This is a genomic window from Chryseobacterium cucumeris (genome assembly GCF_016775705.1).
Taxonomy (GTDB): domain Bacteria; phylum Bacteroidota; class Bacteroidia; order Flavobacteriales; family Weeksellaceae; genus Chryseobacterium; species Chryseobacterium cupriresistens.
Genome location: NZ_CP068760.1, coordinates 1,463,040 through 1,476,785, shown reverse-complemented (window position 1 = coordinate 1,476,785; position 13,746 = coordinate 1,463,040). Strand labels below are relative to the sequence as shown.

Below are 13,746 nucleotides of genomic sequence, written 5' to 3'. Positions count from 1 at the left end.
CTTTGGTTGCTGGCAGACCTTTTATTTTTATGAAAAAGCTTTTCTTATTGATTTCCGTCATCTCACTTTCTCAGATCAAAGCACAGATTGATCCGGTGAAATATCCTACATTTACCAATATTGAAGATGCTTTAAAAAGTAAAAAAGCGGTTTACAGTATAAGTTTCAGAGAAAAAGGTCTTTTTAATCTTCCTCCTCAGATTGTAAAACTGGATTCATTATTCTTTTTGAATATTATGGCGAATAAGCTTGAGAAAATGGATCAGGAACTTTTTGCTTTAAAAGAACTGGAAATTTTAAATGTGAATGAAAACAGCATTAAATTTATTCCTGATGAGGTAAGCAATCTGAAGAAACTGACTACTTTTTCTATGAATCTGAACAGCTTGACAAGCATTAATCCTAATCTTGCAAAGCTTCAGAACTTAAAAGTGGTACATTTTGATGCTAATAATCTAAATATATTTCCCGAAGCCCTTATGGAAATTCCCGCGTTGGAAGAAATCAATCTTCAGGGAAACCAGATAAGTTTTATTGCAGACAAACTGGATCAGATCAAAAATCTGAAATTTCTCAACCTTTCAAATAACCAGATCAATGATCTTGGAAATCTGTCTTTTCCGGAAAATTTAAAATATCTTGAACTGCAGCAGAATGCTATTATGAGGCTTCCGGAAAACCTTTTTAAAGCAAAGAAGCTTGAATTTCTGAATGTAAGCGGAAATCATATCACAGAAATATCGCCCAAAGTAAAAGGGCTGAAAAATATCGTCAGCATGAATCTGGCCAATAATGATCTGAAAGACATTCCTGTAGAAATCAAACAGCTTAAAAATCTGAAAACATTGATTCTTACAGGAAATCCTATAGAAAAATCTAAAATTGAAAACTTAAAAACCTTACTGCCGGAAACCCAGATCTATTTCTAGAACTATCCGCCAACACGTTTGGTTTTATATCCCATTTCTTTAAGGATATTCATGATTTTATCACGGTTATCTCCTTGAATGATAATCGTTCCATCCTTCTCAGAGCCGCCTATACCCAAGGTGGTTTTTATTTTCTTTGAGATTTTTTTCAGGTCTTCCTCGCTGCCTTCCCAGCCTTCAACAATCGTTACAGGCTTACCGTTTCTTCCTTTTTTCTCAAATTTGCATACCAATGGCTCTTTCTGCTTGAATTCTTCTTCAGGCATCTCAAAATCCTGCTCTTCATGATCAGGAAAAAGATTCTTCAATTGATCTCGTAAATCCATACCGCAAAATTAAAAAGAATTAGCGATTAATGAACTGAAATAATCAACGAAATTTTAATTTTTCAACCCTGTCAGGTTCAAACCTTGACAGCGTTTATTTCTATTCTGTATAAGTTTTTATATTTTTAGCCGTTTGATAAGATATCTTTAAAAACTAATATGAAAACCAGATATATTTTTACATGTCTTCTTTTAGCCTCCGGAATTGCAAAAGCACAGACAGGTTTCTCCACTGATCCATTGAACGCTGTATTTGAAACCAGAGATACAGACCGGTTCTGGAAAGCATTCGATAAAATGGAGGCTTCAAAAGAAAATCCTTTTAGAGATTATATCAGTAACGGATCTCCGGGCGTAAAAGGTTTTATGGAATACCGCATAATCAATGCTGATTCGTTATATACAATGGTAAAAAAGAGAAAAGAAGATTATCTTAAAAGCCGGAATGTTCTGTCAGGAATCAATCAAAAAGAAAAAAGAATCAGAGCGGTGTACAGCGCATTGAAATACTGGTATCCGCAGGCAAAATTTCCACCCATATATTTTGTATACGGAAGATTTAATACGGGAGGAACATTTTCTAAAGACGGCATTATGATCGGTACCGAAACTCTTCAGAATCTGGATGGAATTGCAGGACTTGTTTCACATGAGACGATTCACTTTCAACAGGATATCAAAGGAACTGATAACCTTTTAAAATACACATTAAGCGAAGGTAGTGCTGATTTTATCAGTGAGCTGGTGTCCGGAGAAAGCCATAACAGCCCGTTTTATCAATATGGAGAGGCTCATTCTGATCAATTATACAAAGAATTTGTAACGGTACTCAAGAAAAATGATCCTACAGACTGGCTTTACGGAACCAGCAAAAAAGACAACAGACCGAACGATCTGGGCTACTGGATTGGGTATAATATTTCTGAGGCATATTTTAATAAACAGTCAGATAAGCATAAAGCTATTGACGATATCTTACATATTCAGAATCCTCTTCTGTTTCTTAAAGAGAGTGGCCTTTTGGATCGGTATATCAGAGAATATGTGAAGCAAAATAATAGCAGTTTTGAAGATTTTTTTAAAGAATAAAATGGAATACTGCTGGCAATTTAAAAGTTCATCATTATACGAACCGTGTCAAGGTTTTAAACCTTGACACGGTTAAAATTTCAAAATTAATTGACTAATCATCAGCAGTCCATAAAATTCAAGACTTCAAATTCTTCTATTCATAGGAAATTAGGTAAATTTGTCTAACAAAAGTTTTACAAAATGTCGAAAAAAGCAATACTGGCCATTCTTGACGGATGGGGATTGGGAACAAACCCTAACGTTTCTGCAATAGATAAAGCAAATACACCATTCATAGACAGCTGTTACCAGAAATTTCCACATACCACCCTTGAAGCAAGCGGGCTGGCGGTAGGTTTACCAGCCGGACAGATGGGAAATTCTGAAGTAGGACACATGAACCTGGGAGCCGGAAGAGTAGTATACCAAAACCTGGTAAAACTGAACATGGCCGTCGAAAAAGGAACACTGGGTCAGGAAAAAGTGATTCAGGATGCCTTTGAATACGCCAAAAAAGAAAATAAAAAAGTACATTTCATCGGATTGGTTTCCAACGGAGGTGTACACTCACATATCAATCACTTAAAAGGATTACTGACCGCTGCTAAAGAATTCGGTTTAAATGAGAATGTTTTTGTTCACGCATTTACCGATGGCAGAGACTGTGATCCGCATTCCGGATTAGGGTTTATCGATGAACTTCAGAAACATATGGAAGCAACTACCGGAAAGCTGGCAACAGTGGTAGGAAGATACTATGCCATGGACAGAGATAAAAGATGGGAGCGTGTAAAATTAGCGTACGGTGCCCTTGTGGAAGGAATAGGAGAACAGACAACGGATGCTTTGGCAACAATCAAGATGTATTATGATAATAATGTAACCGATGAGTTCCTGAAGCCTATTATTTTAGTGAATACTACTGCTACAGGAAATGTAGTACCGGTAGCAAGAATCATTGAAGATGATGTGGTGATCTGCTTCAATTTCCGTACAGACAGAGGAAGAGAAATTACAGAAGTTCTTTCCCAGAAAGATTTCCCGGAATTTGGAATGAAGAAGCTGAACCTTTATTATATCACATTGACGAACTATGATAAAACATTCCAGAATGTGCAGGTTGTTTTTGATGAAAACGTACTGACAGAAACCATGGGTGAAATTCTGGAGAAAAATGGAAAAACCCAGATCAGAATTGCAGAAACAGAAAAATATCCTCACGTTACTTTCTTCTTCTCAGGAGGAAGGGAAGAGGAATTTACAGGAGAAAGAAGACTGCTTTGCCCAAGCCCGAAAGATGTTCCTACCTACGATCTGAAACCGGAAATGTCGGCCTATGATATTACCAATGCTATAGTACCCGAACTGGAGCAGGGAACAGCTGATTTTGTCTGCTTAAATTTCGCCAATACAGATATGGTAGGCCATACAGGTGTTTTTGAAGCAGCAGTGAAGGCAGCAGAAGTGGTAGATCAATGTATAGAAAAAGTGGCTACAGCAGCCTATGAAAACGGATATGCTGTTTTCATTCTTGCCGATCACGGAAACTCAGATGTAATGATCAATCCGGACGGAACTCCAAATACCCAGCACTCCACAAACCTGGTTCCTTTTATTGTGATGGATAAAGACCATACATGGAATTTAAAACCAGGAAAACTGGGCGATGTAGCCCCTACAATCCTTAAAGTAATGGATGTGGAAATACCAGATGCAATGACTGGAGAAGTTTTGGTTAATTAATATTCAATAATATTGTTAAAAAAATGCCGTTATGCTTTAGTAGCGGCATTTTTTTTATGATTTATGTCAGATAAAGTATGCAAGTCATACTTTATTATGCGTTAAATAATAAATAAATCATATCTTTGTAAATTAAAACTGAATAGTAAAATGTATCAAAAGCTTGTTAGGAAAGAAGTAATGGGATTATTGGAAAAGGAAGTAGGTTCTTTTCTTGATAAATTTTTAACGCCAATTGAAAAAATATGGCAGCCTTCCGATTATTTACCAGATCCTTCAAGTGAAGAATTTAAACACGACTTAGAAGAAATTCAGACTTTTGCCCGCGAAATGCCTTATGATCTTTTTGTAACATTAATCGGTGACTGTATCACGGAAGAGGCACTTCCATCTTATGAGTCTTGGTTAATGGGAGTTGATGGAATCAATCAGGAAGAAAAAGTAGGCTGGGCCAATTGGGTAAGAGCGTGGACCGCTGAGGAAAACAGACACGGAGATTTATTAAACAAATATCTTTATCTGTGTGGAAGAGTAAACATGAGAGAAGTGGAAATCACTACCCAATACCTGATCAATGACGGATTCGATCTGGGAACAAGTATGGACCCATACAGAAACTTCATTTATACGAGTTTCCAGGAAACGGCTACCAATATTTCTCACAGAAGAGTAGGAACATTGGCTAAACAATCCGGAAACGGAAAATTGGCAAAAATGTGTGGTGTGATTGCTGCAGATGAAGCAAGACACGCTAAAGCATACAAACATTTCGTAGCAAAAATCCTTGAAGTAGACCCTTCGGAAATGATTCTTGCGTTTGAAGATATGATGCGTAAAAAAATTGTAATGCCTGCTCACTTAATGAGACAGTCAGGACAAAAAGCAGGTGAACTTTGGGGGCATTTCTCAGATGCTGCACAAAGATGTATGGTGTACACAGGCCAGGATTATATCAACATTATGAAAGACCTTTTAGATGAATGGAAAATTGAGCACGTAAAAGGACTTACAGAAAAAGCTGAAAAAGCTCAGGAATACCTGATGAAGCTTCCTGCAAGGCTGCAGAAGATCACAGACAGAGTTTCTACTCCCGATCTTCAGTTCCAGTTTAGCTGGGTAAAAAGCTAATACGATCTTTATTATTATTAAAATATAAAAGTATTGAGTGCCTTTCTTTTTGGCACTCTTTTTATTTCTTATCTTTGCAAAGCTAAAAAAAGACAAAATGTTAAATAATAAAAAGATTGCTGTTGACTTTGACGGGACTATTGTTGACGATGCTTACCCGGCAATTGGAAAACCGAAAACTTTTGCATTCGAAACTTTGAAAAGACTTCAGTCTGAAGGATTCAGATTGATACTTTGGACATACAGACACGGAAAAACATTAGATGAAGCGGTAGAATTCTGCAAAAAAAACGGAATAGAATTTTATGCTGTGAACTCAAGCTTTGAAGGAGAAGTTTTTGATCCTGAAAATCAGTCCAGAAAATTAGATGCAGACTGGTTTATTGACGACAGAAATTTAGGAGGATTCCCGGGATGGGGTGAAATCTACAACATCATTCAGGAAAGAATAGAATTCCGTGTGGAAGGAAAAGAGGTTCTTGCCTATTCAAAACTTAAAAAAGAAAAGAAAAAAGGACTTTTCTGGTAGAATAAAACAATTTAAATTTAACAGTGTACCAATTTACCAATCCATATTGTTACACTGATCTATTAATACATTGGTAAATTAATACAATGATTCAATTAAAAACGATAGACGAATTACGTCTGATGAAGGAGAGTGCCCGATTGGTTTCTAAAACATTGGGAATGTTGGCAAAAGAAATTAAACCGGGGATTACTACCTTATATTTAGATAAACTGGCTCATGATTTTATTAAAGATCATGGTGCTGAACCTGCATTTTTAGGATACGGAGGATTTCCAAACTCTCTTTGTATCTCTCCGAATGAGCAGGTTGTTCATGGTTTCCCAAACAATGATGTGGTAAAAGAAGGAGATGTTCTTTCTGTAGACTGTGGAGTTATTCTAAACGGTTTTGTAGGAGATCATGCCTACACTTTTGAAATCGGGGAAGTAAAGCCTGAGATTAAAAAATTACTACAGGTTACCAAAGAATCTCTGTACAAAGGGATTGAGCAGTGTGTCAGAGGAAAGAGGATCGGAGATATCTCCCATGCGATTCAGGCACATTGTGAAAAAGAAGGATATGGAGTGGTAAGAGAGCTTGTAGGCCATGGATTAGGCAGAAAAATGCACGAAGATCCGCAGGTTCCGAACTATGGAAGACAGGGAAGCGGAAAAGTCATTAAAGACGGTTTAGCAATTGCTATTGAACCGATGGTGAACATGGGAACTGAAAAAGTGAAGTTCCATAACGACGGCTGGACGGTAACAACGTTAGATAACATGCCATCTGCTCACTTCGAACATGATGTAGCAGTGATCAATGGTAAGCCGGTATTGCTTTCAACATTTGATTATGTATATGAAGCTTTAGGGATTGTAAGTGATGAAGAAAAGCAGTTCCAACTGGATTTTTAATGAAAAAGGTAACTAAGCTTTTACTGAATAAAATTCCACGTCCTATGCTTATTAAAATGAGCATCTGGGCAAGACCGCTTATTTATCAGTTTTTCAAAGGAGATCAGTTTTTAGATCCCATTGACGGAAGATCTTACAGAAAATTCCTTCCGTACGGATATGGAAAACAAAGAGAAAATGCACTCTCTCCGGGAACGTTAAGTTTGGAAAGACACCGCCAGATGTGGCTGTATCTTCAGAACGAAACCGATTTTTTTATTAAAAATTATAAAGTTCTGCATATCGCTCCTGAACAGGAATTTTTAAGAAAATTCAAGAGAATGAGCAACCTGAATTATATATCGGCAGACTTATATTCTCCGATTGTAGATGTGAAAGCTGATATTCTGGATTTGCCTTTTGAAAATGACAGCTTTGACATTGTTTTCTGTAACCATGTTCTGGAACATATTGAAGACGATGCAAAAGCAATGAGCGAGCTATACAGGGTAATGAAACCCGGCGGATGGGGAATTCTTCAGGTTCCGATGAAAAACTCACTGGAGAAAACCTATGAAGATTTTACCATTAAAGATCCAAAGGAACGTCAGAAGCATTTCGGGCAGTATGATCACGTTCGCTGGTACGGAATGGATTATTTCGACCGTTTAAGAAAAGCTGGCTTTGAAATAGAACCCAACTTCTATTCACAGAAATTCTCTGAAGAAGAAATAAAAAAGTACGGGTTAAGACATAACGAAATCTTACCGGTAGTTTATAAAAAATAAAATAAAAACCCGTTTCAACTTTTGAAACGGGTTTTGTATAATTGAAAAGTCAGTTGTTATTCTTTGACAAAAGGATATGACTTATAATTTTCTATCTTGATCATATATTGTCCTTTCTGTAAACTGCTTGTATCAATTGACGTTTTGCTGCCGTTAGTTGTCGTTTCTGATACCAGTTTTCCTGACAGATCGTAGATCTTAAGAGAAAGGTTTCTCTCAATATTTTCAAGATGTAAAATCTCTTTTACAGGATTTGGATATGCTTTAAACGTTTTTGCAACGGCATCAGTTTCTTTCGTACTCATTTGTGCAGTATTATTGTTGTAATAGACCTTATTTCCTGAAGGATCCGTTATTATCAGCGTTTTGAGGTTGCCATTTGTAATAATCTGATAGCTGTATATAGATGCATAGGCTCCCGAAACGTAAGTGTCACAGTTTTTCTGATCGTAGGCCCGAACGGCTGGAGCATTTCCGCCATTATAAAACAAAAGAGTACACGAGCTGGCTGTTTTGATAAGATTGTTACTTCCAGGCATAACTCCAAAACTCATCATGGATGTATTGTAATACCTTGAATTGATAACATAGCTTGTACCTCCTGCCGAATTAAATGTAGTAGCAGGCACTCCATTATCTATTACAGGTGTGTTGGTGGTCTGCCCGCTACTGGTCACCATTTTGGAAATATACCAATTATTGGAAAGCAGTTCAGAAGTTTGCTGGGCAGTCAGTAAACCACCTGCTAAAAGGAATAGAATTTTTTTCATAGGTTAAAAGTTTCCGGTAAAGATATAAAAAGAATTACTTACTGTTTGCTCTTTTATAAGGATCATCAAGATGAAAATTAAGACAAACAAAAACCGCCTTCATGACGAAGACGGCCCATTTTTAAATATTGATAGAAGTTTATGCGATTTCTAGTGTGATGAAGATACAGCCTTTAATCCTACCACAGAACCGATAAGTGTTACAATAAAAAATACCCTCCAAAAACTTACAGGATCCTTAAAAAAGATAATTCCCATTAAGGCAGTTCCCACTGCTCCGATGCCTGTCCATACTGCATAAGCAGTCCCGATAGGCAGCGTTTGAGTCGCTTTAATCAGCAAAAGCATACTGATCGTCATGGTGATCAGAAATCCCGCGTACCACAGGTACATTTCAGTTCCTGACGTTTCCTTTGCCTTTCCCAGACATGATGCGAAGGCAACTTCAAATAATCCTGCGATAACTAATAGTAACCAATTCATTTTTTAAATTTTTCTACTGCAAAGTTCAGAATTTGACAGGAGAAAAAATTTTACAATTGTTAAAAAATAAAAGCAAGCTGGAAGCTGGAGGATTTGAATAGTAAGCTGCAAGAAAAAAGAAAAGATTGCCTCATATCAATAGGAGCGGACTTTAGTCCGCTTATAATATAAAAAATCATTCCGTTGGCTTTAACCAAAACATAAGAATATTTAAATCTTTCAATTCTTAAATCTTTGAATCTTTAAATTTATTTAATCTCCCCCCTGATTCTACTTAAACTCACCTGCGTAATCCCCAGATAAGACGCAATATAACCCAGCTGTACTCTTTTAAGAAGCTCAGGCTGATAGGTCATAATATCTTTGTAGCGTTCCAGAGAAGTTTTAAACTGTCTTGAAATAATCAGCTCTTCGGATTTTATCATTTCTGCTTCAGCAAGCTTTCGCCCCCAGTTGGCAATATGAATATCTTCATTGAACAGTTTTCTGAGGCTTTCCGTTTCCATTCGATAGAGGTCGCAGTCTTCCAGAAGCTCGATGCTCTCGTAACCGGGTTGATCTTTCACATAGCTTTTCATCGAGAGAATGCATTGACCTTCGCTTCCGAACCAGAAGGTAATATCATTGTCAGCTGTTGAAGAATAGGCTCTCGCAATACCTTTTCGTATAAAATAAAGATAAGGAATCACTTTGTCGGCTTCCATCAGACAAAATCCTTTAGGATAGGAAACTTCAGTAATATGCTCTTTTAAGCTGTTTTTTGATGCTTCAGGAAGAAGGTAAACCTTATCAAGAATCTGGTCTATATTCATAAAGATGAATTCTAATATTCAAAAATATCAGTTTTAAGTAATGCAATACAAAATTATCCCTTAATTTTTGTCAGAAATCTTGTAATGATTACGATCAAAATTCTTCCGGATTCAGTTTATTTACTGTCAATATTACAACGAAAATAGCAAATTCCCCTCCTCTGGACGAGTGGCGAAAACTCAAAGAATTTTTGACGGGGTGGTTAGCTCAGCCATCGAATCCCTTTATATTTCCTCTTCAACATCCCTTATTTCAAACTATAACTCTCTTTTTTCCTTTAAAAATTAAGATTAACCGTAAAGACCAATTTTGTTTTACTAACTTTGCAGTTCGTAATATTATTTTTATGCACAAAGCAGGATTTGTAAATATAGTTGGAAAGCCCAATGCTGGAAAATCGACCTTGCTCAACCAATTAATGGGGGAGAAGCTGGCGATTGTAACGCAGAAAGCTCAGACAACCCGCCACAGAATTTTTGGTATTTATAATGAAGATGACCTTCAGATTGTATTTTCTGATACTCCGGGAGTATTGGATCCAAAATACGGACTGCAGGAAAAAATGATGGATTTTGTAAAGGATTCTTTGCAGGATGCTGACGTTTTCCTGTTTATTGTAGACGTTACCGATAAAGCGGAACCATCAGAATTTTTAATTGATAAACTGAATAAAATCCCTGTACCTGTACTTCTTCTCTTGAATAAAGTAGACCAAACCGATCAGGCAGGCCTTGAAAAATTGGTAGAAGAATGGCACAACAGAATTCCAAAAGCTGAAATTCTGCCTATTTCTGCCCTGAATGCCTTCAACACAGAAGTTATTTTACCTAAAATAAAATCTTTACTTCCCGAAAACCCTCCTTACTATGATAAAGATCAGTACACCGATAAACCGGAAAGATTTTTCGTAAATGAGGCCATTCGTGAGAAAATCCTTTTGAATTATGATAAGGAAATTCCCTATTCTGTAGAAGTGGTAACAGAACAGTTCAAGGAGAAAGAAGGAATTATCTTTATCGATTCAATTATCTATGTTGAAAGAGATACTCAGAAGGGAATTATTATCGGGCACAAAGGAGAAGCGATTAAGAAAGTAGGAACTGAAGCAAGAATAGATCTGGAGAAGTTTTTCACCAAAAAAATTCATTTGAACTTATTTGTGAAAGTGAAAAAAGACTGGAGAAAGAACGACAGAGATCTTAAAAATTTCGGTTACAGATAAACTAAAATAGCCGGAATCCCGTTGTATTAAAAGATTTTTATTACCTTAGTATAAATTTTTTAGTAGATGAACTATAATAATTCAAATTGGAGCTCAATACCTAAAGATATTATATTATTAGCAGTGAGAGTGTTTGTTGGTTTTGCCATGCTGTCCCATGGTTTTCCAAAACTTCAGATGCTGTTGACAGGCGGTAAAATTGAGTTTTTCGATTTTATGGGACTTGGCCCTCAGATTTCACTGATTCTTACGGTTTTTGCTGAATTTGTATGTTCGATACTACTTATTTTAGGGCTTTTTACAAGAGTTTCTTTAGGCTTCCTGATCTTTACCATGATCATTGCTGCTTTTGCAGTACACGGAGCAGATCCTTTTGAAAAAAGAGAAATGGCACTTGTCTATCTTTCTGTTTATCTTCTACTCATGGTAACCGGAGCCGGGAAAGTTTCAGTAGATCATATGATAGAAAGAAGAAAAAGAGCTTCAGACTGGTAATTTTACAACACAATAAATAAAAGGCACTTCAGGAAATGAAGTGCCTTTCTGTTTATAATTGCAATGTGATAAGTGACTTTTTAATGTTAAATTCTTTTAAAATTCACTACATTCGTAGAAAATGAATATATATGAAGATAAAACTGACTATTTGCCTTCTGGCATTTCTCAATTTTTATGATGCACAGGAAAATATTACGTATCAAAAGCCTTCTGCTGAGATTTTAAAACTGGCAGATTATGACAGACCTCCAGGTGTTCTGATGAACAGCAAAAAAGACTGGGTAGTTTTTACCTATCGTCCAACATATAAAACATTAGAAGATCTCAGCCAGAGTGAAATGAAGCTTGGTGGACTTAGAATCAACCCGGTTACTAATATTTCAAGCAGCATGACCTACTCAAATAATCTGAAGATCAGAAAGATCAATGATAAAAATGAGATTCAGGTAAAAAATCTGCCTTCCAATCCAAAAATTGCCTATGTTTCATTTTCACCGGATGAAAAAAAACTGGCTTTTACCAATACAACCGCTAAAGGAGTGGAGCTTTGGGTAGTGGATATGGAAACTGCATCTGCTAAAAAAATTACAGCAGATAATCTGAATGCCAATCTGGGAATGCCTTATGTATGGTATAATGACTCTCAAAGCTTCCTGATCAGAACACTTCCGCAAAACAGAGCTGCTCTTATTGATGCCGCTAAAGATCTTCCTACAGGCCCGATTGTTTCAACAGCAGACGGTAAAGTGTCCCAGAACAGAACGTATCAGGATCTTTTGAAGAATCCTCAGGACGAAAAAAACTTTGAGACCCTTACAGCTTCCGAACTTTACAACGTAGATCTTACAGGAAATCTTAAGAAACTGAAAGAGCAGGATATGTATGCCGGCTTAAGTTTTTCTCCGGACGGAAACTATCTGATGGCTACCATGATCAAGAAACCTTTTTCCTATATCGTTCCGCTTAATAGGTTCCCATCCACAACGGTTGTCTACGATAGGAAAGGAAATATTGTGAAAACAGTAAATGATGTTCCTCTGAATGAAATCATGCCGAAAGGATTTTCTTCTGTAAGAACCGGAAAAAGAGATATGGCATGGAGAAGTGATGCTCCTGCTACACTTACCTATGCTGAAGCTTTGGATGGAGGAGACCAGTCTAAAAAAGCAGATTACAGAGATGAAATATTTACCTGGGAAGCTCCGTTTACAGCCGCTCCAAAATCCTTCTTTAAAACCAGACAGAGATATGAAGATGTAGTCTGGACCAATGATCATTATGCAATTGTTTCTGAAGGCTGGTATGACACACGAAATACAAAATCTTACCTGATAGATATTAACAACGGAGAATCCAAAGTTTTTGATGACAGAAATTATCAGGATGTATACAGCGATCCGGGAAGATTTAACACAACGAAAAACCAATACGGGAGATATGTAATCGATATGAAAGGTGGAAAAGCCTATCTGATCGGGGACGGATTTTCCAAAGACGGCCAGCACCCATTTATTGACGAAATGGATGTTAAATCACTGAAAAAGAAAAGACTCTACACGTCTAATATAAAAAACGGTAAAGAAGAAATCATTGATATCCTTAATGCCTCAAAGGGTGAAGTCCTTACAACTCAGCAATCACCAAGTCTTTATCCGAATTACTTCAGAAAGAATATTAAATCTAATAAAGCAGAAGCTGTAACGAATTTTGCCAATCCTTTTGAAAGTATCAAAGACGTTTACAAAGAAGTGATTACCTACAAGAGAAATGATGGTGTTACCTTAACAGGAACTCTTTATCTTCCGGCTAATTACGACAGAAAAGCAAAAAAAGAGAAGCTTCCGTTGCTAATCTGGGCTTATCCAACTGAATATAAAGATAAAAATACAGCAGGACAGAATACCCAAAACTCGAATGACTTTACATTCCCGTATTACGGATCTTTTGTGTATTGGACAACGAAAGGATATGCTGTTCTGGATGATGCCGCTTTCCCGATTATCGGTGAAGGAAAAACAGAGCCTAATGATACCTTCATTACGCAATTGGTAGCCAATGCTGCGGCTGCTATCGATGCCGTGGATCATCTGGGATATATCGACAAAAAGAAAGTGGCTGTAGGAGGACATTCTTACGGTGCCTTCATGACCGCAAATCTTTTGACCCATTCTAATCTTTTTGCATGTGGAATTGCAAGAAGTGGTGCTTATAACAGAACATTAACACCATTCGGATTCCAGAGTGAACAAAGAAACTATTGGGATGTGCCGGAAATCTATAATACGATGTCTCCGTTCATGCATGCGGACAAAATGAAGACACCGCTTCTTCTGATTCACGGTGATGCAGATAATAACCCGGGAACATTTACTTTGCAGACGGAGAGATACTTCCAGGCATTGAAAAATCTGGGTGCTCCGGTAAAAATGGTTCTTCTTCCAAAAGAAGCACACGGATACCAGGCTAAAGAAAATATCTTACACCTTTTATGGGAACAGGATCAGTTCCTTGAAAAGTGTTTGAAGAAATAAATGACAAAAGAGACTGTTTATAGCAAACAGTCTCTTTTTT

The 13,746-nt window shown here is 36.9% G+C and carries 14 protein-coding genes; 10 read left to right on the top strand and 4 right to left on the bottom strand.

All coding sequences use genetic code 11. The features are described 5' to 3' along the window. Positions 1-29: 29 nt before the first annotated feature. The gene (locus JNG87_RS06625; RefSeq protein ID WP_202842661.1) at positions 30-929 is read left to right on the top strand and encodes a leucine-rich repeat domain-containing protein; all 900 of its coding nucleotides are present in this window, start codon (positions 30-32) and stop codon (positions 927-929) included. Between the two features lie 2 nt (positions 930-931). On the opposite strand, the gene JNG87_RS06620 is transcribed toward JNG87_RS06625, so the two are convergent. Then, positions 932-1,255, bottom strand: coding sequence for a translation initiation factor (locus tag JNG87_RS06620; protein ID WP_002979957.1), 324 nt, complete (start codon positions 1,253-1,255; stop codon positions 932-934). 159 nt (positions 1,256-1,414) lie between these two features. On the opposite strand from JNG87_RS06620, the gene JNG87_RS06615 reads away from it, so the two are divergent. From JNG87_RS06615 to JNG87_RS06590, 6 genes are all read left to right on the top strand, one after another. Beyond that, positions 1,415-2,344 (top strand): DUF2268 domain-containing putative Zn-dependent protease, encoded by a 930-nt coding sequence (locus JNG87_RS06615; protein ID WP_202842653.1) that lies wholly within the window; start codon positions 1,415-1,417, stop codon positions 2,342-2,344. 183 nt (positions 2,345-2,527) lie between these two features. Then, on the top strand, positions 2,528-4,069 hold the full coding sequence (gpmI, locus tag JNG87_RS06610) for a 2,3-bisphosphoglycerate-independent phosphoglycerate mutase (RefSeq protein WP_202842652.1): 1,542 nt from the start codon (positions 2,528-2,530) through the stop codon (positions 4,067-4,069). 150 nt (positions 4,070-4,219) lie between these two features. Then, positions 4,220-5,197, top strand: coding sequence for an acyl-ACP desaturase (locus JNG87_RS06605; RefSeq protein WP_110008663.1), 978 nt, complete (start codon positions 4,220-4,222; stop codon positions 5,195-5,197). Positions 5,198-5,294: 97 nt separating this feature from the next. Then, a complete protein-coding gene (locus JNG87_RS06600) occupies positions 5,295-5,726 on the top strand; it encodes a BT0820 family HAD-type phosphatase (RefSeq protein WP_062670258.1) in 432 nt (143 codons plus the stop codon). 86 nt (positions 5,727-5,812) lie between these two features. Next, positions 5,813-6,622 carry a type I methionyl aminopeptidase gene (map, locus tag JNG87_RS06595; RefSeq protein WP_110366009.1) on the top strand — a complete coding sequence of 270 codons (810 nt, stop codon included), beginning with the start codon at positions 5,813-5,815 and terminating at the stop codon, positions 6,620-6,622. Continuing rightward, positions 6,622-7,389, top strand: a complete 768-nt coding sequence (locus JNG87_RS06590; RefSeq protein ID WP_202842650.1) for a class I SAM-dependent methyltransferase — start codon at positions 6,622-6,624, stop codon at positions 7,387-7,389. The genes map and JNG87_RS06590 overlap by 1 nt, the downstream gene beginning before the upstream one ends. A 56-nt stretch (positions 7,390-7,445) precedes the next feature. On the opposite strand, the gene JNG87_RS06585 is transcribed toward JNG87_RS06590, so the two are convergent. The 3 genes from JNG87_RS06585 to JNG87_RS06575 form a co-directional block, all read right to left on the bottom strand. Further along, on the bottom strand, positions 7,446-8,159 hold the full coding sequence (locus JNG87_RS06585; protein ID WP_202842648.1) for a T9SS type A sorting domain-containing protein: 714 nt from the start codon (positions 8,157-8,159) through the stop codon (positions 7,446-7,448). Between the two features lie 150 nt (positions 8,160-8,309). Beyond that, complete coding sequence (locus tag JNG87_RS06580) at positions 8,310-8,642, bottom strand: DMT family transporter (protein WP_202842646.1); 333 nt, start codon at positions 8,640-8,642, stop codon at positions 8,310-8,312. A gap of 248 nt (positions 8,643-8,890) precedes the next feature. Then, positions 8,891-9,454, bottom strand: coding sequence for a Crp/Fnr family transcriptional regulator (locus tag JNG87_RS06575; RefSeq protein ID WP_202842640.1), 564 nt, complete (start codon positions 9,452-9,454; stop codon positions 8,891-8,893). Positions 9,455-9,801: 347 nt separating this feature from the next. Here JNG87_RS06575 and era point away from each other — a divergent pair, with 347 nt between their 5' ends. From era to JNG87_RS06560, 3 genes are all read left to right on the top strand, one after another. Further along, positions 9,802-10,677: a GTPase Era gene (era, locus tag JNG87_RS06570; protein ID WP_110008669.1), complete on the top strand. Its 876-nt coding sequence runs from the start codon at positions 9,802-9,804 to the stop codon at positions 10,675-10,677. A gap of 66 nt (positions 10,678-10,743) precedes the next feature. Beyond that, complete coding sequence (locus JNG87_RS06565; protein WP_202842638.1) at positions 10,744-11,172, top strand: DoxX family protein; 429 nt, start codon at positions 10,744-10,746, stop codon at positions 11,170-11,172. A gap of 131 nt (positions 11,173-11,303) precedes the next feature. Continuing rightward, on the top strand, positions 11,304-13,706 hold the full coding sequence (locus JNG87_RS06560; protein ID WP_202842637.1) for an alpha/beta hydrolase family protein: 2,403 nt from the start codon (positions 11,304-11,306) through the stop codon (positions 13,704-13,706). Positions 13,707-13,746 lie beyond the last annotated feature (40 nt).